The sequence below is a fragment of the Candidatus Nitrosocosmicus sp. T genome (assembly GCF_054408485.1).
Map to the genome: position 1 here is coordinate 2,151,623 of NZ_CP166992.1, position 25,454 is coordinate 2,177,076.

28 protein-coding genes are annotated in these 25,454 nt (G+C 33.5%); 13 read left to right on the forward strand and 15 right to left on the reverse strand.

What is annotated here, in order from left to right; all coding sequences use genetic code 11:
- Window positions 1-174 precede the first annotated feature (174 nt).
- Window positions 175-2,892, reverse strand: coding sequence for a S8 family peptidase (locus tag AB0A59_RS10905; RefSeq protein WP_458743742.1), 2,718 nt, complete (start codon window positions 2,890-2,892; stop codon window positions 175-177).
- Between the two features lie 58 nt (window positions 2,893-2,950).
- Window positions 2,951-3,331: a hypothetical protein gene (locus tag AB0A59_RS10910; protein ID WP_458743744.1), complete on the reverse strand. Its 381-nt coding sequence runs from the start codon at window positions 3,329-3,331 to the stop codon at window positions 2,951-2,953.
- A gap of 106 nt (window positions 3,332-3,437) precedes the next feature.
- Here AB0A59_RS10910 and AB0A59_RS10915 point away from each other — a divergent pair, with 106 nt between their 5' ends.
- A complete protein-coding gene (locus AB0A59_RS10915) occupies window positions 3,438-4,136 on the forward strand; it encodes a hypothetical protein (RefSeq protein WP_458743745.1) in 699 nt (232 codons plus the stop codon).
- Window positions 4,137-4,573: 437 nt separating this feature from the next.
- Here AB0A59_RS10915 and AB0A59_RS10920 read toward each other — a convergent pair whose 3' ends face one another.
- The gene (locus AB0A59_RS10920) at window positions 4,574-4,813 is read right to left on the reverse strand and encodes an Lrp/AsnC ligand binding domain-containing protein (protein WP_458743746.1); all 240 of its coding nucleotides are present in this window, start codon (window positions 4,811-4,813) and stop codon (window positions 4,574-4,576) included.
- 53 nt (window positions 4,814-4,866) lie between these two features.
- The gene (locus AB0A59_RS10925; RefSeq protein WP_144733740.1) at window positions 4,867-5,142 is read right to left on the reverse strand and encodes a DUF3303 family protein; all 276 of its coding nucleotides are present in this window, start codon (window positions 5,140-5,142) and stop codon (window positions 4,867-4,869) included.
- A gap of 522 nt (window positions 5,143-5,664) precedes the next feature.
- Between AB0A59_RS10925 and AB0A59_RS10930 the strand changes: the two genes are divergently transcribed.
- On the forward strand, window positions 5,665-6,147 hold the full coding sequence (locus tag AB0A59_RS10930; RefSeq protein WP_458743747.1) for a hypothetical protein: 483 nt from the start codon (window positions 5,665-5,667) through the stop codon (window positions 6,145-6,147).
- 214 nt (window positions 6,148-6,361) lie between these two features.
- Here the strand turns inward: AB0A59_RS10930 and AB0A59_RS10935 are convergent, their stop codons facing one another.
- On the reverse strand, window positions 6,362-7,066 hold the full coding sequence (locus AB0A59_RS10935) for a PIG-L deacetylase family protein (RefSeq protein ID WP_458743748.1): 705 nt from the start codon (window positions 7,064-7,066) through the stop codon (window positions 6,362-6,364).
- Window positions 7,067-7,632: 566 nt separating this feature from the next.
- On the opposite strand from AB0A59_RS10935, the gene AB0A59_RS10940 reads away from it, so the two are divergent.
- The 3 genes from AB0A59_RS10940 to AB0A59_RS10950 are packed head-to-tail and all read left to right on the forward strand — an operon-like array spanning window position 7,633 to window position 8,437.
- Window positions 7,633-7,902: a hypothetical protein gene (locus AB0A59_RS10940; RefSeq protein WP_458743749.1), complete on the forward strand. Its 270-nt coding sequence runs from the start codon at window positions 7,633-7,635 to the stop codon at window positions 7,900-7,902.
- Window positions 7,899-8,093, forward strand: a complete 195-nt coding sequence (locus AB0A59_RS10945; RefSeq protein WP_458743750.1) for a hypothetical protein — start codon at window positions 7,899-7,901, stop codon at window positions 8,091-8,093. Before AB0A59_RS10940 ends, AB0A59_RS10945 begins: the two co-directional genes overlap by 4 nt.
- A 53-nt stretch (window positions 8,094-8,146) precedes the next feature.
- The gene (locus AB0A59_RS10950) at window positions 8,147-8,437 is read left to right on the forward strand and encodes a hypothetical protein (RefSeq protein ID WP_458743751.1); all 291 of its coding nucleotides are present in this window, start codon (window positions 8,147-8,149) and stop codon (window positions 8,435-8,437) included.
- 477 nt (window positions 8,438-8,914) lie between these two features.
- Here the strand turns inward: AB0A59_RS10950 and AB0A59_RS10955 are convergent, their stop codons facing one another.
- Together AB0A59_RS10955 and wecB are read right to left on the reverse strand one after the other, a co-directional pair.
- Window positions 8,915-9,097: a hypothetical protein gene (locus AB0A59_RS10955; RefSeq protein WP_458743752.1), complete on the reverse strand. Its 183-nt coding sequence runs from the start codon at window positions 9,095-9,097 to the stop codon at window positions 8,915-8,917.
- A gap of 960 nt (window positions 9,098-10,057) precedes the next feature.
- Complete coding sequence (gene wecB, locus AB0A59_RS10960; protein ID WP_458743754.1) at window positions 10,058-11,089, reverse strand: non-hydrolyzing UDP-N-acetylglucosamine 2-epimerase; 1,032 nt, start codon at window positions 11,087-11,089, stop codon at window positions 10,058-10,060.
- A gap of 727 nt (window positions 11,090-11,816) precedes the next feature.
- Here wecB and AB0A59_RS10965 point away from each other — a divergent pair.
- Window positions 11,817-11,939: a hypothetical protein gene (locus AB0A59_RS10965; RefSeq protein WP_458743756.1), complete on the forward strand. Its 123-nt coding sequence runs from the start codon at window positions 11,817-11,819 to the stop codon at window positions 11,937-11,939.
- Window positions 11,940-12,100: 161 nt separating this feature from the next.
- Window positions 12,101-12,643 carry a hypothetical protein gene (locus AB0A59_RS10970; RefSeq protein ID WP_458743757.1) on the forward strand — a complete coding sequence of 181 codons (543 nt, stop codon included), beginning with the start codon at window positions 12,101-12,103 and terminating at the stop codon, window positions 12,641-12,643.
- 53 nt (window positions 12,644-12,696) lie between these two features.
- Here the strand turns inward: AB0A59_RS10970 and AB0A59_RS10975 are convergent, their stop codons facing one another.
- Both AB0A59_RS10975 and AB0A59_RS10980 read right to left on the reverse strand, forming a co-directional pair.
- Window positions 12,697-13,245: an RDD family protein gene (locus AB0A59_RS10975; protein WP_458743759.1), complete on the reverse strand. Its 549-nt coding sequence runs from the start codon at window positions 13,243-13,245 to the stop codon at window positions 12,697-12,699.
- 484 nt (window positions 13,246-13,729) lie between these two features.
- On the reverse strand, window positions 13,730-14,179 hold the full coding sequence (locus AB0A59_RS10980) for a hypothetical protein (protein ID WP_458743760.1): 450 nt from the start codon (window positions 14,177-14,179) through the stop codon (window positions 13,730-13,732).
- 158 nt (window positions 14,180-14,337) lie between these two features.
- On the opposite strand from AB0A59_RS10980, the gene AB0A59_RS10985 reads away from it, so the two are divergent.
- The 5 genes from AB0A59_RS10985 (at window position 14,338) to AB0A59_RS11005 (ending at window position 17,900) form a co-directional block, all read left to right on the forward strand.
- Entirely contained in the window at window positions 14,338-14,589 is a 252-nt protein-coding gene (locus AB0A59_RS10985; protein ID WP_458743762.1) for a hypothetical protein, read from the forward strand.
- Between the two features lie 274 nt (window positions 14,590-14,863).
- The gene (locus AB0A59_RS10990; protein ID WP_458743764.1) at window positions 14,864-16,084 is read left to right on the forward strand and encodes a CBS domain-containing protein; all 1,221 of its coding nucleotides are present in this window, start codon (window positions 14,864-14,866) and stop codon (window positions 16,082-16,084) included.
- Between the two features lie 754 nt (window positions 16,085-16,838).
- The gene (locus AB0A59_RS10995) at window positions 16,839-16,919 is read left to right on the forward strand and encodes a helix-turn-helix domain-containing protein (protein WP_458747600.1); all 81 of its coding nucleotides are present in this window, start codon (window positions 16,839-16,841) and stop codon (window positions 16,917-16,919) included.
- 341 nt (window positions 16,920-17,260) lie between these two features.
- Entirely contained in the window at window positions 17,261-17,431 is a 171-nt protein-coding gene (locus tag AB0A59_RS11000) for a transposase family protein (RefSeq protein WP_458747601.1), read from the forward strand.
- 262 nt (window positions 17,432-17,693) lie between these two features.
- A complete protein-coding gene (locus AB0A59_RS11005) occupies window positions 17,694-17,900 on the forward strand; it encodes a hypothetical protein (protein ID WP_458743765.1) in 207 nt (68 codons plus the stop codon).
- Here the strand turns inward: AB0A59_RS11005 and trxA are convergent.
- The 6 genes from trxA to AB0A59_RS11035 all read right to left on the reverse strand — a co-directional run bounded on the left by trxA (window position 17,878) and on the right by AB0A59_RS11035 (window position 24,310).
- Window positions 17,878-18,306 (reverse strand): thioredoxin, encoded by a 429-nt coding sequence (gene trxA, locus AB0A59_RS11010; RefSeq protein ID WP_458743767.1) that lies wholly within the window; start codon window positions 18,304-18,306, stop codon window positions 17,878-17,880. The two genes, AB0A59_RS11005 and trxA, sit on opposite strands and share 23 nt — an antisense overlap.
- A 237-nt stretch (window positions 18,307-18,543) precedes the next feature.
- On the reverse strand, window positions 18,544-19,719 hold the full coding sequence (locus AB0A59_RS11015) for an endonuclease/exonuclease/phosphatase family protein (protein WP_458743769.1): 1,176 nt from the start codon (window positions 19,717-19,719) through the stop codon (window positions 18,544-18,546).
- Between the two features lie 412 nt (window positions 19,720-20,131).
- Window positions 20,132-21,772, reverse strand: a complete 1,641-nt coding sequence (locus AB0A59_RS11020) for a cation diffusion facilitator family transporter (protein WP_458743771.1) — start codon at window positions 21,770-21,772, stop codon at window positions 20,132-20,134.
- Between the two features lie 426 nt (window positions 21,773-22,198).
- Window positions 22,199-23,188, reverse strand: a complete 990-nt coding sequence (locus tag AB0A59_RS11025; RefSeq protein WP_458743773.1) for an NAD(P)-dependent oxidoreductase — start codon at window positions 23,186-23,188, stop codon at window positions 22,199-22,201.
- Between the two features lie 116 nt (window positions 23,189-23,304).
- A complete protein-coding gene (locus AB0A59_RS11030; RefSeq protein WP_458743775.1) occupies window positions 23,305-23,895 on the reverse strand; it encodes a hypothetical protein in 591 nt (196 codons plus the stop codon).
- Between the two features lie 151 nt (window positions 23,896-24,046).
- Complete coding sequence (locus AB0A59_RS11035) at window positions 24,047-24,310, reverse strand: hypothetical protein (protein WP_458743777.1); 264 nt, start codon at window positions 24,308-24,310, stop codon at window positions 24,047-24,049.
- Window positions 24,311-24,562: 252 nt separating this feature from the next.
- Here AB0A59_RS11035 and AB0A59_RS11040 point away from each other — a divergent pair, with 252 nt between their 5' ends.
- Window positions 24,563-25,375, forward strand: coding sequence for an alpha/beta fold hydrolase (locus AB0A59_RS11040; RefSeq protein WP_458743778.1), 813 nt, complete (start codon window positions 24,563-24,565; stop codon window positions 25,373-25,375).
- The last annotated feature ends 79 nt before the right edge of the window (window positions 25,376-25,454 follow it).

Consider the following 25,454-nt stretch of genomic DNA (forward strand, 5'->3'; position numbering starts at 1 on the left):
AGGACAGACATTATATTTATTTTATTACATTGTTATCTGATATGAAATTTAGATTTTACTTCTTGATTAGTTAAAATTCAATCCGATATAAGGGAATAAGAATAAGTGGCTTTATTCACTAACAATATAACCCTATCCAAAGATGAGAAAAACTGAAAAGGGAACTAAACCATATTATTCTTGTTGAGTGTGAGTGGGGATAACACCTACTTCGGGAATACTCAACCTATAGATCAGTGGTTCTTTGTGATAGTTTTCATCATCTTGGAAATGACCATGATTAAGTCCTGCACATGGAGTTGTATATGGGATACTCGAATTAAGCAAAGCAGAAATTACTTCCTCAGAAGTAGCATTTGGTTTAAAACTTTTGTACAACGCGGCTTGTCCTGCAACGACAGGAGCCGCCATACTAGTACCGCTATCAAATGCATATCCATCACCTCTATATGTAGAAAATACGTTTACACCTGGAGCTGCGAAATCAATACTATTTCCATAATTACTGAAGGTAGCAGCATAGTCATCAGGACCTCCGATAGTACCATTGCCCTTACCTCCACATTCCCCATCACTATCAGATATTGCAGAAACTGCAATTACTCCAGGAATTCTTGCTGGAGAAGTTAGTGAGGTGTTAATATTACTGTTTCCTGCGGCGACCACATATATCAGGCCCTTTGAGAGGGATTCAGTTATAGTCTTATCCAATTTGTCTGAGGGCGGATTCTCAATACTTAAATTAACTATGTCTATCTCGTCAGCATGTTCGTTAACGTATTGTAGACCTTTTATTTGAGAAGATAGAGGACAGTTACCGTTAACATCGCACACCTTGATGGCCCAAAGTTTAGCCCCAGGTGCAACGCCAAGTATACCCATTGAATTGTCCTTCGCAGCGGCTATTCCGGCAATATGTGATCCATGGCCCAGATCATCATCACCGGTTAAGACGCCATCTATAAAAGAAACATTATTGTAGACATTCAGATCGGGATGGTCAAGACTTACTCCAGTATCTAAAATTGCAATATCTACGTTTGAAAAATCTAGCTCGCGGGATTGACTGGAAGAGGTAACTTGTAAATTTTCACTTGTCATATTTAGCACATTTGCATTAATTCTTTCAAGACTATCAGGGACGGTTTGATTATTGTATATAGCAGAGGCAATCCTCCCGTTTAAGTCTTGATTGATTGCAAAAATCCTCGGATCTTTACTGAGTTTGCTCAGTAAATCCCTCTCACTAAGTTGTCCGCTATTATTCGTATTGATTACAAAACCAGGTGGGTTTTCAAATACAAATTTTATTTCACCATTTAGGACATAATCTTGTGATACTAGCTCTGAATTCGTAGTAACGCTTTCATTTAACCATATAATAAATTGTGAACGTATAGGTTCGTATACCAGATTAGGAACAAAGGCCCTGTCAAACACGTAGATAGTGGGAAATGAAAAGTTCTCATTTATGGAGATATCAAATTTCTTGTAATTATCAGCATTCTCTTGATCAAGGATTTCTACGGTATACCAAGAATAATCTAGTCCAGCTAGTGATACCACTGAATTATTAGAATCACAATCGAAAAAATCATTATTTACAAAATATAACGAATCTTCATGAGTGTATGGATTTGGAGTTATTTTATATACTTGAGAAAAATCTTGATCCGTAATAATTGTTAATGAACCTCCTGTAAAAGTGCTCGCGGGATCAGTATCACAATTCTTCACAATGGTTTGAAACTCCTGTGGATTAGGAGTTTCAGGTTCAGGTGGGGTATTAGGAGTTTCAGGTTCAGGTGGGGTATTAGGAGTTTCAGGTTCAGGTGGGGTATTAGGAGTTTCAGGTTCAGGTGGGGTACTAGGAGTTTCAGGTTCAGGTGGGGTATTAGGAGTTTCAGGTTCAGGTGGGGTATTAGGAGTTTCAGGTTCAGGTGGGGTACTAGGAGTTTCAGGTTCAGGTGGGGTACTAGGAGTTTCAGGTTCAGGTGGGGTACTAGGAGTAACAGACACAGTTACAGAATCAGGATCGCTGGTTGTGGTGTCACTACTTACTACTAATTGGAAGGTAAGTCTTGTCTCTTCTTCTACTTGAGGAGATGTTAATGTTGGATTTGCAGATGTCGGATTATTGAGGATCACAGCTGGACCACCAGTCTGTGTCCAATCGAAGTTTAGAGATGGACTAACATCATCACCATAATTATTAGGATTATAGCTATTGCTACCATCCAATTGAGTCAGCACATTGCTTTGTACAGCTATATCTGTCCCAGCATCTGCAATAGGTTTTAGAATGGTAGTAGATGGAGTAACAGACACAGTTACAGAATCAGGATCGCTGGTTGTGGTGTCACTACTTACTACTAATTGGAAGGTAAGTCTTGTCTCTTCTTCTACTTGAGGAGATGTTAATGTTGGATTTGCAGATGTCGGATTATTGAGGATCACAGCTGGACCACCAGTCTGTGTCCAATCGAAGTTTAGAGATGGACTAACATCATCACCATAATTATTAGGATTATAGCTATTGCTACCATCCAATTGAGTCAGCACATTGCTTTGTACAGCTATATCTGTCCCAGCATCTGCAATAGGAGAATTAATTTCTGCATCGGAGCCCGTGGATGAATTAGAGTTGGAGTTGTCGCCTTCGTCACCATCTGTTTCACGTATAATATCTGCATCGGAGGCCGTGGATGAATTAGAGTTGGAGTTGTCGCCTTCGTCACCATCTGTTTCGGAAATTCTCGTTGTACCAAATGCCAGTGAAACTTCGAGACCCCCAGTTGGTTTGAATGGAATGTGAAGATAAAAATAAAATGCATTGCTTACAGAAAAGGTAAGGATAAAAAATACAGCAATAATGAATTTTCTATCGAGCATGTATGTTTTCACCACTGTACAAATTCTGCATCTGAAAAACTACTCTTTCACTATCTAATCACAAGAGAGGCATATGACGTCTATCGCTATCAATCGACCCTGGAAAAGAAGTAATAGTGCCATTTTGGTTGTTATGAGTGGAGTTAGAATTTGTCAGAGTGGAGTTAGAATTTGTCAGAGTGGAGTTAGAATTTGTCAGAGTGGAGTTAGAATTTGTCAGAGTGGAGTTAGAATTTGTCAGAGTGGAGTTAGAATTTGTCAGAGTGGAGTTAGAATTTGTCAGAGTGGAGTTAGAATTTGTCAGAGTGGAGTTAGAATCCAAACTAGCATAAGTATTTGATAAGGTTAACGGAAATAGAGATAGGATTAAGATTATGCTGATCGAAAACAGGATAAAGATAGTAGATCTATTTGATTTTATGTAGTTTTTTATTGTCATATTAACTCTTCATATTATAAATAGATAAATTTTATCTTGCCCGTATTATATTCTTAGGGTCTAAAATTCTAAAAGTATAAGAATAATAGAAATTATTTAAAAGATTATGAAAAATTATTTTGAAGGATATTATTGCAGAGATGACCTTCATTTACAAGTAATTAATAAGGATAGTAATCGGAAAATTCTAAATGCTCTAAGGGAAGCATACCCCATAGGTCTATCGGTAGAGGAATTAAGCGGAGTTACTAAATTGCCTATAAAGACTGTGTATGCTCAAAAGGCCGAACTTTATAGAGAATATTATATAAATCACGTTGAGGAAGAAAAGAAAAATCAAAGAGGCAGACCATCGAAAAGACAAGATCCATTCATTTTTCGAAAAAGGGCAAGACTAGTAATTGAAGAGCTATTTGGGGTTCACGATATCTATGAGGGTAATAAACCAGTTCCACTGCCTCCCGGACACACAATATATTCTGAGGGATTTGCAGAAACTCTAAGTAAGCTAACTTTGAAAGAGGAGAAGAATGAATTATTTATTACTCTATTAGATTATGCAAGAAAAGTACTATCTAGAGCATATAATAACGAGGAGATTAAAGAGAAATGGGCGCCCAGCAATGAGGGAAATTATTGCTGTACCCAATGCGGATTGAACCACGAAGCGCGGGATTTTTTTAGAGCAATATTTTTGAACTTGATCGATGAATTTGAACAGAGTAAGCATTTCATGGATTTTCTCAAGAGTCAAAACATGGTTACCCAGAATTCCTATGAGAAAATAGAGTCGATGATAAAATAAACTACGTAAACTTTACCTCAAATGAATAGTAAGATGATCAACATCTTTTACTAATTTAGTGACATTTAGAATTAAGAAGCAAGATCCCTGTAAATACTATTCTTATTTAGATTTATGAATATTTTGATCTAACAGGGTACAAATGGACGCATTCCTAACACTCATTGCTAAAAAAAATATCTTTATAACATTCTAAAAAATGAATTTATCAGTATTTTAAGAACACACCTATATTTAACCGTCTGTACACCTTCTTTATTTGTGCTAAAACGGCAGAAAAGAACAAGGATCTATCACATTGGATCATAGAGAAAATTACTCATGTTGCTCTTTGAGAATTCCAAAGTGTATGAATAAAGATTATCTACTAAAAGTTTTACATGTTAGTAATATTTGACGAAAACAAATAGAGGATAGTATCTTAAATGAGAATACATTTAATTTAAGCTATTGATTTCGAGAAGAGTCAACGTGGATTTAATATCATCAAGTCGTCTTATAAGAAGGACTTTTCTTTGTAAATCCTCCTTGTCATTGGCGTTAACCTTAACTATAATGTCGTAAACCCCATAAACGCGATATGCCTTATCCACATATTCAAGATCTTTAATTTGTTCCATTACCTTTGTCTCACTTCCAAGAGTACAATTGATCAGAACAAAGGCATTATGCTTCATAGAGTATCCACCTTAGATATTAAATAAAACTGTTGTCCTTTTGACAAAATAATTTATTTTCTCCGTGCAGTTATTGTATGCGTGTGATCTACATACCATCTAATACTATCCTTAAAACTAGACCACCAATCCATAAAACCATCGCTGCTTTCTGATTCGAAGAGCAAAAATCCATTATATTCAGTACCCCATGCGTGGCTGTATTCACCCATCAATTCAATTCCTTGTGGCAAACTCTTTTTCATTTCTCTCCATTGTTCGTTAGCTTTTTTAGCTTCTTCTGGAGTCATAGTTTTAAATCTATAGAAAACTAGAAAGGTAGCACTCATAATTTTATTTATAAGGATTACATTTTAAGTTTTACTAATTTGAATTTATTTTATCATTGAAATTTCAGAGATTAATTGCTAAATCCTCCATTTCATCGATTGGAGTCAAGGCGAATCATATTGAAACCAAAGTTAGATTTATCAGGGCTTATTTACTCGAAGATCAAAAAATAATATCGACCCCTAAATGAACCCAGTCATCAAACCATCAAGATATTCGTAAAATCGCAATTAATCTTAGAATAGATGTTTCTTTAGAATGAGTCATTATTTAATTGAAATTACGATAAGAAGATATTAGATGAAAGAAGTAGTTACAAATCATTAATTCCAAATTTGAAGTAACACGAATTGCATTTGAATTTTTCTTTTCCAGGACTGCTCGATATCACATCTAATTGACCTTTTGTTCTACAGTTTGGGCATTTCCCATAAATGGTTTTTTTCGTAATTTAAAGAATTATAAAATCCAATATTAAGTTTTTTTAATTCTCTAAACGTATAGGAGAGTCACTGTTTATATTGAAGTATCAATTAATCTTTGATATTAATTTGAATTCAAATACAAAAAGACCAATTGGCGTTACAATCATAGCCATACTAACCATCATAGGCGGTATTGCACTTTTAATTGGTGGATTAGGTTTTATAGCTTTTGGAGGCTTATTGTCTACAGTATCATCCGAAGGAGGTTCGACCGAAGCAGCAGATATTGCTGCTCTGGGCATGGTACCAATGATATTAGGAATAGGTATGGTCATAATCGGAATTATATATCTGATAGTTTCATATGGATTGCTGAAAGGCAAAGGATGGGCCTGGACAATTACAATTATAGTCATGATTATCGGCATAGTGATTCAGATTATATCTGCAATCAGTACAGGATTACTTACATCATCACTTGCTTCCGCGCTTGCAACTCATATAATAGGAATTATCATCAGTGGAATAATTATATTCTATCTATATAGGCCACATGTGAGAGCTTATTTTAAGGGATAATTTTTTTTCAACTCGGTCCCTGAATAACTCAATTGGCATCCATGTGATGTTCAATTGAGAAACCGACTTATGTTATTTCCAAAAAAAGTAATTATCCGAACTTTCATAATTACGAAAAGACATTTCTTATGCCTAAAAGGAAATCCAAAGTACATGTTATTATGCGTTAAACAAGGATAGTTAAGTTTTAAAAATTCAGAATGAGATATTTAATTTACAGTATAAACTCAATAATATTCTGAGATGGTTCGAGATCCTCACTTGGTCTTCTGGTTGGTAACAAAGCATAATCAGCATTTATCATCATTTTCAAGACCTCAAATGCTTCCATATGCGTTAAATTCGGATCAAGTCTGGTTTGAAATGCCCGATACTCGGCCAAACCCCGCACCGAATTAGAACTGAGAAACAATTTTGATTTTTGAGAACCATACAGCTCAATTAATCTAATTTTTTCTAAAATAACATCAGAGATGTCACTGAACAAAACAGGTAAAAAATTTTTTGTAGATGGATTTTCATATCCGAGTATATTTGGAGTAAATCTTGCCGCCTCAATTGTTGCCTCTGATACTGCCCGATGATCATGATGATTATCCTTTAGTGGGTGTGTATATACAACATCGGCCTGTGTCTTTCTGATAAAAAATTCAATTGAATTAATTAACTCTTTGGTCAAATAGACGGCAGTATCCTCATAGTTATCTATCCATAATGCTTTAGCGCCCATATATTTGGCAGAATTTATGATTTCGTTCGAGCGTTTAACTACCGAGCCAGCACTCGACCCCCGGGTTACTATATACATGAAAACGTTCACGCCATTTCTGGCAGCCTTTAGTAGCGATCCGCCGCATCCAAGTTCAATGTCATCAGGATGTGCACCAATAGCCAAAATATTCATTCTTTTATTATTCAATACTTTAACTCTGGGTTGTATCAAATATCTTGCTAATAAATATTACCAGACAAGTTGTACATATTGAATTGAAAAGATTCATCAAGATGTAGTGAAAGTAAACCACGAATTTGACAAATTAGACTTTACAGGTCGGGTAAAATATTTATTTTTAGGATGAGTTTAACACGAGATTTGACTAACTATCACTAAAATTTCTGTATACTGGTTTCTGAGAATGCCAAGATGATAGTTAAATTAGAGAACAATTTCTATGTTCTATGGATAAAAGGCAATTAACGGATATTGTATTTGAATCAAACGATTCGAAAGGTTCATCCCAAAATTGGTAGCTTAGGATTAAGATTTAATTTTGCTGACATATTAGGAAAAACGTATTATTTAGTTAACAAAAATTGATTAGCGGTTACTTCCAAATTATTTTATAATGTATGATGTTTTTCGTTATGTATGCCTTTAATGGAGAAGATTTCTTACAGAAAAAATCAGTCAGGTATTCATTAAAAGGTCAAAAAATAATGATCCGACTTTTTGTTATTATCCTGACGACATTGCAATAGAATATTTTGAAATCAGGCGCAAGAGTCACATTATGTAACAACTCTATCCGATACTCAGTTGATCCAAAGCATGGTAAGCAGCTACTAATTGTTTCCAATCCAAGATTAGAATTTGTCCAAATACTAAGTGAAATGATAAAAGATAAGGGGGATGACATCAGCATTTGCCCGCTCGCGTTTATTCACTCTTCTGCATCGATAGGACATGATTGTGCTATAGGAGAATATTCAATTATTGGGAAAAAAATTGAGTCTAGAGCACTGCAGTATAGGTGATAATTGTATTATTCAATGAAGTTCCACAGCAGGTGAGGATGGATTTGTATATTAGAGAGCTAACTCGGAAATTAGTTCATTTTCCTCATTTAGGAAAAGTCATGATTGGAAATGATGTAGACATAGGAGCATATTGTTCCATTGCAAGAGGTTCTATGTCAAATACAATTATTGAAAGGGATCAAAATTAGATGCATTAGTTCAAATTGCACACGATGTCTCGATTGGAAGCAATTGTGAACTTATGGCAGGAACAATCAGAGTTAGTTATTTCGTTGGCAACTATTCATGGCTAGGATTGAACTCCATATTAAAAGGCAATAACACAATTGGAGATCATGTAATTGTCGATGTAGGGGCAATACTCATTTCAAATGTTCCTGATGATGATATAGTAACACGCGTCCCAGCAAAATCAATTAAACATGAGGTAAAGGCAAATGTGAAATTCTTAATGGCAGGCAGAGAAATGAGGAATCTAATAATTCGAAGTTGGAATAACACAAAACAGTCTAGTCGTATTCGATACCAATAACTCCTTTAATGAGTATCAATCTTGTATATCAATAATATTAATTTCATGAATAAGCTGACTAGCTATAAAAACTAAATCGATTAAGAACCTCACATGAATAGTAAAGTATATCAAATACCGCATACATTCTATAATTCGTCACTTTTTATCGTAAATAATTAACCAACACCCTATTCTATAAATTTGATAAAAATAACACATGAGTATCAACTTCTTTATTCCGACTTCAAGATCTGGTTAATCCAGAATTAATTTTTGATCTTTAAATTCTGCTTCAGATGAGCGGTTCGTAAAATTTTTGTTTATATTAGATGAGATAGTAAAACAAATATCAAATACTCAAATAATTACATTTAACCGACGATTATTGTAATTTCAATAACAACATCGTGTGTTCATATTCTGGTTTATCCGAGCCATCATTCATGTCACATGTAAAACTTGTTCAGTCATAGGATTTTAAAGGGTTTATGCAGCCTATCCATTCATGCTACATTCTTTATTAGTTTTCAACTTGCAATTCCTATCATGTCTCCAGCTTCCATTATAAAAAACTTGCAAATGCAAAGAACTATCCGTACTTTTTTGAATGCGAGTGGTTCCGTTTTCAGGGTTGCCTTCTGCATTTCTATTGTTGATAGGCTCTAAAAATTTTCTCATAGCATCTTTGCAATTTTGTCCAATAAATATTATTTGATAAAAGATTAGGTAGTTCGTCATTTGAGATTTTGAAAACGTTTCAACTCTTAAACTTTAAGTCTCTTAAATTCATTACACCTCTTTACAGGTCAATAATTACTTCGTAGACATCTAGTCTATTGATATTGGTCATGGAGCCTGTGAAAAAAAATTAAATCTTTAAATCTATTTAATTGATTATTGTCTATTTTTAAACTAAAATTTTGATCGTTGATTCAAAATACACTAGCAAGTTTCAATTTTTTTATTAAATGTAGTTTGAATAAATAAATCAAAATACTTTTTAACTATTTATGAGAATAATATACTTGCCCTATCATCATATAGCAATGCAAATGCCTACCTAGATTATAAGATGAAGGCATATATGTAGACAAAGAATTACCGGAATATACTACTTTTAAAGATCTCACCGAGGTCATTAATTGCACGCTTTGTAATTCTCTCAGCAATGTATTTGATTTTATAAGCGATCACTTATTTGAAATTCTATTGTGTAGTATGATCGCACCACCAAAGCTATTGAAGGAATTTTTTTCTTAGATTTTCCGAAGTACTTTACATGATTGCAATTTCACCTTCTGACGATCCCAAGTTGGCTTATACTGCAGCAAACCTTCATGTAAGGGACTTTATCTCGACGAAGAATCCAAATTATGAATACCAATTGGCATTATGATATTATATTCAGTCACAGTTTGGTACAAAAGAAGTTAGGAACAATTTAGAAGATCTACGATATGGCTATGGGATAAATGGCACAATTATAAAAACAGTTAAGTCATATAGAAAATAAAACAAATTATACACTCCGTTTAAATCAAATGATAAAAGCTCTAACGGGTATAACCAAAAGGTGATAAAAATAATAGCTAGAGAAAGTTAAAGGACAGTTTTAATCATGTATTGCCTATCTTCTGATTATAATTCATTTTTCATAATCTCTAGGATTTTTTCGGCAACATTTTCACCATAAGGATTCTTGAATACTTTTGCCCCAATCATCATATTGATTACCTCATGTAAGCTATCTTCCCTATCTGGTGGAAATAAGATATTTGACTTTAGTAAAATAGTTTCCCATCTTGCAGATGTATGCCTTAGGGTAATGCAGGGCTTTTTTATTGTAATTGCTTCTTCTTGAATTCCTCCTGAATCTGTCAATATTAATTTTGATTTTAACATTAAAGAAAGGAAATTCATATATCCTAGTGGATCTATCAGTGTTACGTTTGATGGAACAGCGATATTGAAGTTTTGTAAATTTTTCTTTGTTCTAGGATGAACAGGGAATATGACAGGATGATTAGTAGAGGCAATATGGTTCATCAGTAATCTAAGATTTTGAGGATTATCTACATTTTCTGGTCTATGTAATGTCAATAAAAGAAATTCTTTCGGAATAGATTCAGGAAGTTCTCTCGATATCGCAATTTTTGACAAATCTTTGCATACATCTACTATCAAATTTCCGGTAGTGAATATCTTACCGCTTATATTTTCATATGATAAAACAGTGGTACAAAAGCTAGAAGGAGAAAAAAGATATCTGGACATTTCATCTATTTGGATCCTGAGTGGTTCCTCCGGAACATGCATGTCAAAATCTCTAACTCCAGCTTCGACATGTATTATCTTACTATTAATCTCATTAGCTGCTAATGCAGCGGCCATACTAGAGTTAGTATCCCCGTATATAACTACATAATCTGGCCTAATACTTTTTAATACGGGTAACATTTTCATTTTTATAGTGGTGATGTCAGACGAATTTGATTGAAGATCGTAGTCCGGTTTGACTTTTAATTCATCAATGAAAATGTCACTCATATTGGGTGAAAAATGTTGCCCAGTGTAAATAAATTTGTGATCAAAGTTATTATTTAATAGGGGGATTAAATATGCTAGTTTGATTATTTCAGGTCTAGTCCCTGCAACAGTAACTAATTTCACTTTAATGATAGGTAAAAAGATGCATAAAAATTTATCTTTATTAGAATTTTAGGGTATATGCCCTTGACAGTTCTGTTGATGAAAATATTTTTTATCGAGTATTTTTGAATATTTGATGTCTTTGGTCCGTTCTGTATTATATCCACAAGTGATTTTCAATTAAATGGAGGATTCTCAAGTAATAGAGCGAACTTCTGAATCATAATGATCTATCTTTGAATAAATGTATTAATTATCTTATCGTCGGGATAATAATCGGATTTATCTGATTGTTCAAATAAAATTTAAATATTAGAACTACGTTATTATATCTAATCATATTTGAAGATATTCAAATATGATTAGTAGGTATTTCACCCCCATCGAGAAGTTATTCGAATTTAACTTCTCTTGGGTACGATATACAAATTTTGTAAATGCTAAGAGAAATTTAATGCCCATTATGATAAGAATATTGACGATTTCATTTACACTATGAGACAGATAAAACCACGACCAATGATACGATACAAAAGTTGAAGTTAATTGGACAACATATTACTTTATAGGTTAATCTACAGAATGTCCGACAACAGAGTTATCTTTCATATCTATACAGCAAGGGCATTTTTGTTTAACACAGAGATTTGTAACTTCATGTTTGCAGATAGGACACAAGCATTTTTGAACTTTGATTTCGCCCAATTTTTTTTTCCTGTCTGTTTTTAAAATTAAGTATATCCAAATTATGAAGAGAAATAGTGCGACAGCAAAGAAAACAAATGAAACTCTCACATTTGCTCTCAGTGCCACTAGCAGGATCCCAAACAGCACAAATCCTATTCCACTCCAAAAAGGCCAAATCGGATAATTTTTGTTCAGATTGTAATATTTGAAATCTCAGTCTTTTATTTATTCCCTTTTAGCTAAAACATTCAGGAAGGTAGAATATTCATGACGTTATTCACTAATCACTCTTTAATTCACCAAAACATTTAGTAGTTTAAATATTAGAAGATCAATTTTATGTCATTGAATAAGATCGACGGAAGGATAATTCCCTTAAACTTGCTCTTCTTTTTGGTAATATTAATGAGTACGAATCAGAATAGCGCAGTTTTTGGTCAAGATGACCAGTCAAACATTAACAATAATATTTTCGCAACTGTTCCTAACAATATTTCTGGAATTACTTGTGACAAGGTTGAACATCTAGTTTATCATAATCATACGAAATTGATCATAAACATTCAAAATGAAAGTCATAATATTCCTGCTGGAGTAGGCATCATCCCAAATAATTGTATATTCTGGTTGCATACTCATGATGATTCAGGCATAATTCATATTGAATCACCAATCGAAACTGCATTCTCACTTGATCAGTTCTTGAAAGTATGGGATAACTTTGATAATTCATCTTTCATTGAAAATATTTCAAAAAATCATCTCATAGCAAATGTTTCGATGATTTCAGAAAACGGGTCCCAAAGCAAGTCCAATAATTACAAAAATATAATTTTGGAAAATAATGCCATCATTACCATAGACTTTGCTAATAAATCAAAAGATTGATTCTAATAATAGGAATTGGTCACCTCATTTTTTTAGTTATAAATATAAGTTCTTCAATAATCTTTGATATATTTTATGCTATCATTCTCGTCGTCTTCTGTTTTTTTTAACTTGATCACAATAGTTCCACTTACTTTATTGAAAATTCTCTGTCTTCTTTTACTTGAGAAAATAAGTCCTAATATAATATCAATAGGCAATAAGAAAGACTTTCCAAAGGCCTCTATTGCAGTGTTTATAATGTTTGGTTTTTCTCCAAACAAATTTGTAGTCTTGATATGAACAACCCTTTTTCCAATAGTTTGTCCAGTTAAAAATTCTAAGACTATCCAATAAATAAAAAATATGGAGCTGGCAACAATATACTCATGTGGCTGCTTGATACCTATGGCGTTTTCCCCATCAATGTAAAGTCCCCAGAATGGAAAAGAGTAGTGAGCTAAAAAGATGAAAAACAGGATGTTTATTATTATTGATACTATAACAAAGTCAATGAGCCAAGCTACGAATCGATCTTCCCATTTTGCTAATACGATTTCCCTCGAATATTTCTTTTCAGATTTGTTTGAGGAGATAGAATCTCCGTTCTTGTTATCACTCATATATATAAAGCACTATTGGTAAATTATAAAAAGTTATAGATGTAAAATGAGCTCATGTGCATTCCAAACTTATCGACACCATTAGCAGTGAATTAAATGAGATTTACCATCCCTTGCATTCAAATGATGAAATAATAGTAACAGTATTACATTAAGGATTCAAAAAATATCAACTCGTAGGTTAATGTAACCTAATCCATATTGAAAACAGATAAGTAAGAGCAGGCAAAGATTTAATTAGTCGACATCTATATACTTACAAATTTTAAATACAATATAACCTTACTTGATGCTAAAAAAATAAATTAAAAATAAGTATATCTAGTTCAGGATTCCAGACCTCAAATCGTTCGATTCAGATATATCAAAATAAAGATTTTATCGCGTATATTTGCGTCATCCTCTAATACTTCGATAACTTTGTTACCTTTAGATTTCACAGATTAGTTGATGTAAATAAAAGAAAGCAGAGAGTCCAATTAGACTACCTGGAAAAGAAACTAGAGAACTCATTAATCAAATTCTCAACATCTGCTTCTAGTTGATTCAGTAGCTTACTTGAATTAGTATCGTTCTTAATAAGATTCGTGGCTTGGTCTACAAGTCCTATGGAAGTATTTTTAGCTTGATTAAAAGCACCTTTTAATGCATCAGGGGCTTGGTCTACAAGTCCTATGGAAGTATTTTTAGCTTGATTAAAAGCACCTTTTAATGCATCAGGGGCTTGGTCTACAAGTCCTATGGAAGTATTTTTAGCTTGATTAAAAGCACCTTTTAATGCATCAGGGGCTTGGTCTACATGTCCTATGGAAGTATTTTTAGCTTGATTAAAAGTCTCATTACTTATGAAATTAGTTTCATTATTCTGGGCGTATGCAACGGGGGCCAGGGTCAATAAAGGGATTAAAATTACCGCCAAGAATAAATTATTCATTGATATTTTGAAAAAATTCCTCTCATTCAAATGTAATTAATTATAAACATACAAATCATTAAAGTTATTGATAGAAATTAGGAGCTACAAAGGATTCTAATTTGAAATTAACCCAGGAAAATTAAATGTTGATATATTAAGACCGAGTATATAAGTATGTGGAACTAGGGAATAACAATGTTATTATTGATTCCGAAGAAGAATTCTTTAGAAAGTCCTATGCTTTGGAGCTTAAAAAGAAAAAACAGCAAATAAATGATTTCCAAAGAGGATTTAATCAATTAGAAGAAGAAAGGCGACAAGTGAACCAACAAGCAATTAGAACCCCAGGTAGACGAGGGGAAGTAATTAAAAAAGAAGAAATTGAAAAAGAGTTCACGAGAAGATATAAAGAACAAAATAATAATTGAATAAATCATCATTTCTTTATTTTATTTAGTAGATATGTAAAAAGCGAATGCTCCATTAACAACATTAAGTATAGAAATAGCAATTTTATCAAAATTAGATTTGAATGTTCATTACATAATAGTGAAACTAACTAATTTCTAAGGCAAATTCCTTCAATGTAATTACACAGCTCTGTAGAGCAGATGTACAAACAATAAAATTAAATCTACAAATTATCTTTCCCAGTCCTTTTAATTGCGCAAGTATAAAATAATATAGGATATATATAAAAACATGATTTCACAAGAGGTTAGTAGACAATTACATAATCATCTAAAGGATATTCGAAATAAGGAATTAAGAGATCTAATTGAGAAGCCAGTGTTAGTTAAGGAGGACGTCCCTATATCTAAAATCATTGGAATAATGACTAAAGAAAAATCCCATGAGGTATTCGTTGAATTATCAGATAAATCACTATTTTGCCTAAATACTAGAGACATTTTGGTGGCTAGAGATATTAATACAATGAAATCTTCCACATTAGGAAAGAGAATTCCAAGTCTTACACAGACTGACTCTGTTGGGAACGCTGCTAGGATAATGAGTCTTCACAGATTACGAGCGTTACCCATTGTTAATGAAAACAGTCGTGAAATTATAGGGCAGGTATCGTCAAAAAAAATATTACAATATATTCTCGAAACTTTTAATAAGAAGAAAATAAACTTTGACAAAAGAATTATCGCTTCTGACTTGATGACTCCCGAGCTTATCACAATTGAACCAAGGGATAAAGTGGCGACCGCCAGGAACATAATGATAAAAGACATGATAGATCATCTGCCAATCGTCGAACAGATGCAGGAGGAAAAAAATTTGGTTAGGGGGATAGTTACCTCAAATGATATAATGCATACATTGATTCCATCAGAGAGAATTGCTAGAGATGCTATTGTATCAGAACATGATAAACACAGACTTGAACTCGAAGTAATTGGTATTGCAGACAGAAATGTAATAACGATTAGTCCAAATGAAGCGATCAATTCAGTAATTAATTTGTTGCTTGATTCCAATTCATCTTACACTTTGGTAAAATCACTCGATACCGTGCTAGGCATAATTACTTTTAGAGATATTATTTCACTATTAGGAGAACAAGTTGAAAGCGAAATTCCTGCCTATATAATAGGCTTACCCGAAGATCCATTTGAATCTGAGTTGGTAAAATCAAAATTTACTAGTATTGTAAAATTAATGCATAAAATATCTCCGGAGATTATAGAAGCAAGATGTAAGATCAAAATTAAAGATGTCACAGGGGAACGCAAAAGATACGAAATATCCGCAAACATTATCTCACCTTATAGAAGATATACATATACGTCTACCAACGAATATGACATTGCAAGAATTTTTGATGAAATGAGCGACAGCTTTAAGAACCAGATTTCCCGCAAAAAATATGGAGAAAAGCACAAAGAATCAGTAAGATACTCGCCAAAGGAATAAGGACCTACATTATTATCATAGGAGAAATCACTCCTATGAGAACACCTACAGAGGTTAGAATCATTGTATCTATATATAATAGAATTCTTGCATAATTAGAGCACCAGACTCTAGCCTAATTAAGTTATTATTACTTTATTACTCACGGTTTCGCACACTATTGACTAATATGCAAGAGGACTACAGGTTTGCCAGTTGTATGGTATTTCTGATAATTTATAGATAGTTTGATTGATAATATATAGTATTTAATTAAAACCTGCATTAAGATACTTATGGAGTAGTTTACATATACTATAACTCTTTTAAAGGCTATTACTGATATCATGAATAGATTAATGAAAGATAAAATGACTCGCGGACGCTAGTTTTGAAACTGACTGATATCTTTCTTATATTCATCCACACCTCTGCACTGCGGAAGTAGAGCATAGTCATACAGTATGGTTAGAAGTAGTAGATTTGTGTAATTAACCAAAACAGCTTTATTTTTGTATATTATATGAAAATATGTCCTTTCCTCTTGTTATCCTACTCCAAATTATCCAGAAAACCATTGCTGTTCAAATCCTTTACCGGTATTTCGGTAAAACAGTTTAATGCCATTTTAAAATAATAGAATCAAAATATCTAAAACATGAAGTAAAACGCTTGTCTTCCCCAAAAGACAACGTGATATAGGTGCTGATAGGTAGACGTTTCAAGATTGTAGTGAAGAATAGAGCTATCAGGGTTTTGGTGCTACAGGCTCTACATAACCTATACCCTGATGGGGTACCTCTTTGGTTTGGATCAGAGTAACGTATGTAGAGACATAGACAAGATTGAAAGATAGATAAGATTTTGTTTGCCAATTCCACAGAAATTACACCATGTAACCAAAAGGCTGGAGACCACCGAAGAGGTAGAAGAGTATTTCCCTGGCTTTCTGGCTTTTATGGATTGTACAGAACGACCCATACCAAGACCCAAGAACAGGTTAAGATGAAGGTTATACTACTCTGGCTGTAAGAGAAAGAAACACACGGTAAAGATCTGTACACTGCAAATCAGAAGGCGATGATAATCTACAAATCCAAACACAGACAGATAGGTAGGAATGCAGTATGATTACAAGATCTACAAAGATAATTACCCTGAATTACCAGAGAATATAGAAAGGACGTATGATCTGGGATTCTTAGGAGTAGAAAAAGACTATCCGGAACAAAATCATCCTTACCTTTTAAAAAGGAAAAGGACTGCGAACTTACTGTACAGCAAAAAGAGTACAACAAAGAACATTCCAAGAGAAGGATAGCGATAGAACATGTCATCTGCAGGATAAAAAGTATGAATAATGAATGATATCTTAGAAACAAGCTCGAAAGTACGATAGAATATCAGATATAGTATCAGGACGGGTAAACTATAGAATAATGAATCCTGTTTAGAACCGTATAATATAAGCTAGTGGACAGTATTAATTCATTCTAATTACGCAAGAGTACTGATATTTAAAAAACCCTCATCATGAATTTAGCAAACCTAAATATTTTTAATGATAGAAAATAAAAATTGCTGACCCTATTCAAATAGGAAATTAATTGTATTTGCTCAACCAACCTTAATGGAAGATGATACCAGGAAAATCTTTGGCAGGAAAATCTTTGGGCCTTTAGGTAATACGAATCATTATGGACGAGAAATTAAAAAGAGTCGCAGATCGATGCAAATAACCAAACGTAATAGTCGTAAATCAACAAAGCATGTAGAGAACGATCACAAAAGAGTAACTACTCCCCAGATTGCATCTAAAAATACCGAGATATTGTAGACACCAGTTGCTGTTTCGGCACGGCGCCCATAAGGCCATCTATTGCTTCTCCATTCTTAAATATGATCAAAGTGGGAATACTTTGAATCCCGAAAATGTTTGCGACAGTAGGATTCTCATCAACATTTAGTTTGCCAAATACCGCTTTTCCTCTTAATTCGATAGCCAATTGGTCAATTATAGGCGATACCAATTTACAAGGACCACACCAAGGAGCCCAGAAATCCACTACTAAAAGTGAATATTTTCTAGCAGTTTCGTCAAAATTATAATCAGTTAATGTAATTGCACCACTGACATTCTTATCGTGATTATTGCTTGTTGGAAGATTATTGTCAATTTGTTCCTTGTACTTTTTCATCTTTTTCTCCATTATCTTCGCAAGATCCTCGTCCCAATTTTTCATAATTTAGTTTATTTTGGGAGAATCATAATAATAAAGGTTCATCAATTACTTGATTTTCTTTTTGTTTCGTTTAGATATATAGTTATTTTCACTCCAGATTTTATCTTTTTGAATCAATCAATTACAGTTAAAAGAAACACAACAGATAATACATTTTTACATCAGCTTAATCCTCAAAGATTTAGTTTAATATCTTTACCTCTGAAAATTGACAACTGCACCTTATGCTATATTGTACTAAAGGAGGTTGATTGTCGATTCTATTGGAAAGTGATCGCTATAGCCAGTGAGAATCGTTCTTCCCGGAGACAACTCTTCAAGATCTCCGTTTGGCTTAATTCGCTGATATTCAAATCTCATTGGACTCTGGCCATATGAAGGATGAATTTTGTTTCTGTCTCGGATATCGAAAAATTCGTAAGAAAGATTGCGGTCTAATTGAATTTTTTTGTTTATACGAATTTTATTTAGATCTATTTTCATATCTTGTTCGCCATTCAGCAATCCACGAGAGACGATAAATTGATCAAATAAATCGTACCCCCCGTCATAGAAAATAGTTCCATCTGGTATGAGTGACCACATGCAATTAAAAAGATATCCCTGGTAAAATAGATAATTGTGTTTATCGGTCTGTTTATTAGAGGGCCATCTTTTTTGAATCGGATGCTCGAATATTTCATCCCAATTCATTAGCTTTCGCCTATCGGGCGTAGCATGTAAATAGCTCAAAATACTTCGATTGTACGGATTGTCATTAAAATCGCCCATAAGTAAAATATTCTTATTCCATCTTTCATTTAACAGTGAGAGCGATTTTTCATCATACCTCAAATCCCAAGGAAGATTCTGCAATTCACTCTGGTTTATTTTCAGAATGTCTTCAACTGCACGTGCACAATTTTCAGCCACAGCAATTCTAAGAGGTTCAGTTTCGAATCGCCCCCCAGCACGTGAAGGCCAATGATTAACAATTATATTGAAATCTGCATTATTTGATAAAACAGTCAAATTTACTACCAAAATATCTCTCGTTGGATATCTTAGTTGTGTGCTATAACCCTTAACGGTATTAAGTCTAAATAGCTTTTTTGAGTATACTAAGCAGGTGTCAATTCCACGAATGTCAGGGCTATTCAGATACTGTGCAATTGAATAGTCTTTTTCCGCTCGGAGTTTATCAATCAAATTAAGAGCTAATTTTTCACTCTCAATTTCACACAGACCGATTATGTCTGGTCCCTGGTTATCATGTAGAGAATTTATTACATGAGCCAGATTTTCAATTTTTTTGTTCTTTACTACATTATTCCATCCCCGATCGGGAGTAAACTCAACAGTAGATCCTATTGATGTGGGAAGAGTATCAAATAAGTTGTTAACATTCCAAAAACTCACGTAAAATTCATTCATATTAGCCTGATCAAATTATAGGAGTTAATAGTTTTTTCATTTTTATGAATTGATCAACCAACCTTATTTATAGTAACCACTTTTTTAGAAAAGACAAAATAAATACAGTGATTCCTGGAAAGGCAGTCGGAGGTAAACACAGTTCATTTTTCAAATCAACAGAATTCTAATTACCATATTAATCAACATACATCAAGATGATAGTAAAAAAGGACGATTAGCTTTGTATGAAGATAAACACAGTAATCGCTATTTGAATGACATTTCAGAATATATTAAAACACTAATACCTTTCGACCTGTCTTTCCAATTTGAAAAGTTTCTAAACTACTTAAAAAATAAAAAGCTACATCGCAAGATAGAGGATCGCTACCTCGTAGATTTTCAAATATGTCGGATAAGATTTTTATTTCTATACAGGCTCTGCATGGACAATTACTCGGGCAGCATTGGTATTTTCCAAAAGTAGATTTTGAACCTGAGTTGAAATATCATGGGCTTTTTCCACAGAAAGACTATCATCGTGGTCAGGTGAGGGAGAGGGAGAGGGAGAGGGAGAGGAGGGTATCGAATCAGAAGATCTATTATCAGGTTTGATTGATAAAGGATTTATCTTAATGGTCAAAGTAATGTGAAGTTCATTTTTTACATAAACAAGCGAAATGTCATCACAATCAGAAACTCCCTCTATGGAGAGGGCCATTTTCTTTATTCGTTCCAAGAAAGTTTGATCAGCAAATTCCTCACGTCCCACCGATGACTCTATATCCAAATCTGTTTCGATATGAGTTGTAATCCGTTTTAAATTTGGAACTTCTTCCTTTATTTTCTTTTCAAAATCATCTACAACTCCATGAGCAATTTTGAAACTTAACTTATCATCCATCTGAACATCCAGGTATAGATGCAAAAGCTGTAAAGAATCCATGTTAATTTCATCATTCATTGATCTTTCTTTTCCTTCATTAACGACAATATTTGAAAGATAAATTGAATGAACATTTTTTATTGAAGGAAAATCTTCGGAAATAAGTCTTATTTTGTCTTTGATCGTTTCTGTTAGATAATCTTCTACCGCATCTACATGAACAACAACATCAGAATTTGGTAGGATTTCATTCTTTATTTTATTCTCTACGTTAGTAGCTATTCGATGTGCTTTATCGTGTGTGAATATTCTTGGAACTTCGATGTGTAAATCTACAAAAGTATCTTTTCCCACTTTCCTTACCCTGATGGTATGAGCCTTTTTTATCCCTTCAAAACCCGTTATCGATTCATATATTTGTCCTTGAATGCCTTTTGGTGCCTTATCCAACAATACATCTAGCGTTCGTCTGCCAAGTCCTAATGAAGTATACACAATAAGACCGGCAACAGTGATTGCAGAATATGCATCAGCATTTGGAATCCCAAGAAAATATACAATTGCTAGACCGACAAGTACAACAGAAGAAGTAAGCATATCAACTCTGAAGTGTAACGCATCTGCCTCTATGGCTTGACTACCATATTTGTCAGCAACCTTGTAAAGTGCTCTAGATCGGCCATAATCAACTATTATCGATGCTATCAAGACGCCAAATGAAAAAATTGTAACTTCAGGTACTACATGTTTGAAGAATATCCGTTCCAAGCCTTCGTAAAAAATCCAGCCTGCAACGATGAATAGAAGCAAAACAGCCCCTAAACTCGTCAGGCTTTCAAATTTTGCATATCCGTAATTATGTTCAGGATCAGGTGGCTTCCTTGATATTCTAATTGCGTATAATGTCATCAGAGCGGCAAGAACATCTAAACCTGAATGCATTCCTTCAGAGAGCAGTCCAAGACTATTAGTAAAAATTGCAATTATGAATTTGGAAATGGTAAGTGAGGACGAAGCAATAATGGATGTTATAGCGACTCGAATTTTTTCTTTATATGCTAATTGATTCAGTAACGCTTGATCGATGGTTTTGGATGATTTTTTTTCAGGGGCATTATTTATTCTAATCCTTTTGAATTTTTTATGAAATGAATCCTTACTATCTTCTTCCTTGCTATCTACCACAAATACAAATGAATAAAATATTGGGGTATATAATGGATCTGAATAATATTAGATAATTATAAATTTTAAATATAATTTTTTATGAGATTTAAGCCTAAAGAAAAAGGGACACAGGATGACCGTTAACAATATGATAGTAGAAAAGTATACTCGAATTGTGGTTCGACTTCTCAAAATATCCTCAAAATAGTTAGTTATTTCATCAAGAATCGTTGCTATGGAAAGGATATTAAATTACAAATAGAATAATAATTAATTCAATAATTTGTCGATTCTATAAGATCTCTATTTTATTTGGATTATTAATAACTCACGCTGCAGGATTGGATTAACATATAGATTTGTTCTACCATCTGAAGGCAATATTACAATCTTGTTATTTGAAAAGGAATATGGCCCATTGGAAGTCTTCAAGCATATCGTTAACTAGAGGTTTTCATTCACTTTGTTGACTAATGTCAGGGGAATTTGTCCCCGCATTATTCTTTCAATGTTAATGAATATGATATCCGATATGGAATCAATTGCCTCATGGGTCCATCCAGCAATATGTGGCGTTAAGAGAAAATTGTCAAGAAGCAGTAATTCATCCTCTGGGTCTACTGGTTCTTTCCAAAATACATCGAATGCAGCTCCTGCAATTTTTGCCTCCTTCAAAGATTTTATCAATGCATCCTTGTTTACCAGCTGAGCTCGGGCCACGTTAATCAGATAAGCCGATCGTTTCATCAAATTTAACTCGTTACTTCCTATCATATTTTCAGTTTCTTTATTTAATGGAGTATGAATTGATAGTATGTCTGCACGTGGAATGACTTCAGATAGTTTATCTACACCATACAAATTATCTACAAAATATTTCTTATCTCCCCCTTCAGTTTTTGTGAAAGGATGTTTTGTTACAGCTATAACTTTCATGCCAAATGCTTTCGCTCGTTTAGCTACTTCTATTCCTGTAACTCCCAATCCAACTATCAATAGTGTCTTTCCTAGTAACTCTGATCCCATTCTATCTGGTTGTCTTCTGATAAAGGAACCGGTATTTGACGGAGAGTTAAATATGCTGATTTTAATATTCTTAACCAAATAAAGCATCAGTAAGAACGTGTGTTCTGCAACAGAAATTGCATTAGCCATGGGAACATTTGCAACGTAAATGCCCTTCTTAGTGCAATAGTCTATATCAATGCCGTCAACTCCTATACCAGATTGTTGTACTAGTTTGAGATTTGGACATGAATCAATAACGGATTTGTCTATTTTATCAAAACTGTTAATCAGTATATCGGTATCTTGAATTTGCGCTATAATGGGTATATTATAATCTACAAATTCTATGCTAATGGCAGACCTGTCGGCCTTTCTTGCTAATTGTTGTTTAAACTCCAAGCTCTGGATCATTGCTTTAATTTTCAAGGTACATCATCATCTATTTTCCATGTTTTTATTTATCTTTAATATTTTTTGGGATAGATGCAAACCAAGTTAGAAATTCCTGAAAAGGAATAGAAAAGATGGTGAGATGGTGAGAATCATCTGCAGGTTATTAGAACCTTAAAGTGATTAGTATTGCCAGTAGATAATTCGGTATATTTCACTGTCTTAAGTGTACCACAGGTTAGGGAACCTAAATCAAATGAGGTACCACTTAATTGTAAACCTGGAAAATGACATAAGGTATTCTTAGTATCTAAATTTCCCTTAAATGTATACGAGATACCATTTGCTTTCCCGCTTACAATATGACCACTTTTTTCTCCGGTGGACCCTTTAATAGAAATAGTTCCATGCCATTTACCATTTTTCTTGTCGGTATTAACTTTGAAGTTACCTGGGGCAATTATAACTCCCTTTTGCCCCGTTGCACAATTATAAATGGATTGTTGGGTATTTTTTGCTTGTACGTGAGTAATTGATCCTTTGTTACTAGATGAGGACTTCATTACAGCAGACGAACTATCGGTCCCGTCAGACATCGCATCAGTATCATCAGCATCATCATTAAAATCAGCTATCGTTTCAGTTGCTTGTACCGATCCATAAAACATCAAGCTCGGTGCTATAAATACTCCCACAACAAGAGTTAAAAGTATAAACAAACCTGTTGAAATTGGTTTTGACATCCATAGTAATCAATTTATTGTTATACTTAAGGGATGTGCTGATTCTCCCCCAAAATGTCAAAGTAATTATCATACAGAATAGAAATTTTGAAACTTTATCGAGCTGCAAATATCAAATTTTTTGATTTAAATTCTGCCTATATAATAGATGCTAACTAGTATGCTTTATTACTCGGGGTTTTGTATAATTGCCTATATCGTAACCCAGTTCTCTAAAATATTTTAGGATTAATTTATAAACTATTTCGTCATGATTGGCAATTTCTAGGATATATTTCCACGAAATCTCTTCATTATCATGAGTTTCGCCTGACAGTCTTGTAACAAGATCTCGTGCCTCCACCTTACATTCCTCAAACGTCTTTCCATTCTTATAAGCTCCATTTCTTGGATCACAACTCCCATGATTATTCAAATAATACTTTTAATAAATTTGCGAATATATAACATTATTTCGATCTAGAGTGATGCCAAGTTTTCTTTGAATAATCATAAAAACTAAGAGATGAATTAATAAAGAATTCAACTTGATTATAATTCAATACAATATACTTTTAGAAATAACACATCTCTAAAGTGGAATTTACCAAAATTCCAGGAAAATTTAGCGAAATTTTGTCAGTATTGATAGTCTTAATTACGTTGCCTGATTAACTATTTTTTATAATTGTATACCAATGTTGAAGGGATTAACGTTAAATATGACGAATTTGGAAAAGACAATGAGGAAGTTGTTCTATTTTTACATGGATTAGGATCTTCTTCTATAGTATGGCGGGATATTCCCGAAGCTTTATCAAAATATTTTCATACCATTGCTTTGGATCTAGTTGGATTTGGAGGAACTGACAAACCCCACGAAAATTATACTATGAGTTATTTCTGTGAATTCCTAGATAAATTCTTAAGCAAAACAATGAAAAACAGCATTAAGAAGATAAATCTTATAGCACACTCATTGGGTGGATACATAGCATTAGAATATGCAATCAAAGACAAAAGTAGAATCAAAAAATTGGCATTATTTAGTCCCTCTGGCCTTTTAGACAAACCCACGCCATTACTCAATGACTACTTGGAAGCTGTATTGACTAGTGATCCTATTTTAAGATACAACAAACTAAAATCTGTGTTTGAAAACCTGCTAGCAGATAGAATCAGACTTCTTCCGATCATTGTAGACATCTTTATTTCTACAATCAATATGCCTGGTGCAAAACACGCCTTTATCTCCGCATTTGATAATAGTACATCAACAACCTTGAACCTGAGCATGATTGAAGAGATTAAAGAGATTCCTTGTCTGATTGTTTGGGGAGAAAAAGACAAACTCATTCCAGTAACATTTGCAGAAAAATTCAAGAAAATATTAGACAACGCTAACATATTAATAATAAGGGACGCTGGACATTCACCCTTTATAGAAAAGCCAGCAATTGCATATCAAGTAATATTGGATTTTCTTGCTACAGAACAATAGTATTAGATATCACAAATTTAGAATATAATAAAATGGGTAAAGCTGAATAATTGAAAATAAATATTCTATAACTCTCTTA

Coding starts and splice junctions, on each gene's coding strand:
- AB0A59_RS10920 (WP_458743746.1), bottom strand. CDS start 4,813: ATGAAGCATAATGCCTTTGTTCTGATCAATTGTACTCTTGGAAGTGAG.
- AB0A59_RS11030 (WP_458743775.1), bottom strand. CDS start 23,895: ATGTCAAAACCAATTTCAACAGGTTTGTTTATACTTTTAACTCTTGTT.
- AB0A59_RS10980 (WP_458743760.1), bottom strand. CDS start 14,179: ATGAATAATTTATTCTTGGCGGTAATTTTAATCCCTTTATTGACCCTG.
- AB0A59_RS11005 (WP_458743765.1), top strand. CDS start 17,694: ATGGAAGATGATACCAGGAAAATCTTTGGCAGGAAAATCTTTGGGCCT.
- AB0A59_RS10915 (WP_458743745.1), top strand. CDS start 3,438: ATGAAAAATTATTTTGAAGGATATTATTGCAGAGATGACCTTCATTTA.
- trxA (WP_458743767.1), bottom strand. CDS start 18,306: ATGAAAAATTGGGACGAGGATCTTGCGAAGATAATGGAGAAAAAGATG.
- AB0A59_RS10905 (WP_458743742.1), bottom strand. CDS start 2,892: ATGCTCGATAGAAAATTCATTATTGCTGTATTTTTTATCCTTACCTTT.
- AB0A59_RS10925 (WP_144733740.1), bottom strand. CDS start 5,142: ATGAGTGCTACCTTTCTAGTTTTCTATAGATTTAAAACTATGACTCCA.
- AB0A59_RS10965 (WP_458743756.1), top strand. CDS start 11,817: ATGAAGAGAAATAGTGCGACAGCAAAGAAAACAAATGAAACTCTCACA.
- AB0A59_RS10990 (WP_458743764.1), top strand. CDS start 14,864: ATGATTTCACAAGAGGTTAGTAGACAATTACATAATCATCTAAAGGAT.
- AB0A59_RS10955 (WP_458743752.1), bottom strand. CDS start 9,097: ATGAGAAAATTTTTAGAGCCTATCAACAATAGAAATGCAGAAGGCAAC.
- AB0A59_RS10950 (WP_458743751.1), top strand. CDS start 8,147: ATGGCAGGAACAATCAGAGTTAGTTATTTCGTTGGCAACTATTCATGG.
- AB0A59_RS10975 (WP_458743759.1), bottom strand. CDS start 13,245: ATGAGTGATAACAAGAACGGAGATTCTATCTCCTCAAACAAATCTGAA.
- AB0A59_RS10910 (WP_458743744.1), bottom strand. CDS start 3,331: ATGACAATAAAAAACTACATAAAATCAAATAGATCTACTATCTTTATC.
- AB0A59_RS11015 (WP_458743769.1), bottom strand. CDS start 19,719: ATGAATGAATTTTACGTGAGTTTTTGGAATGTTAACAACTTATTTGAT.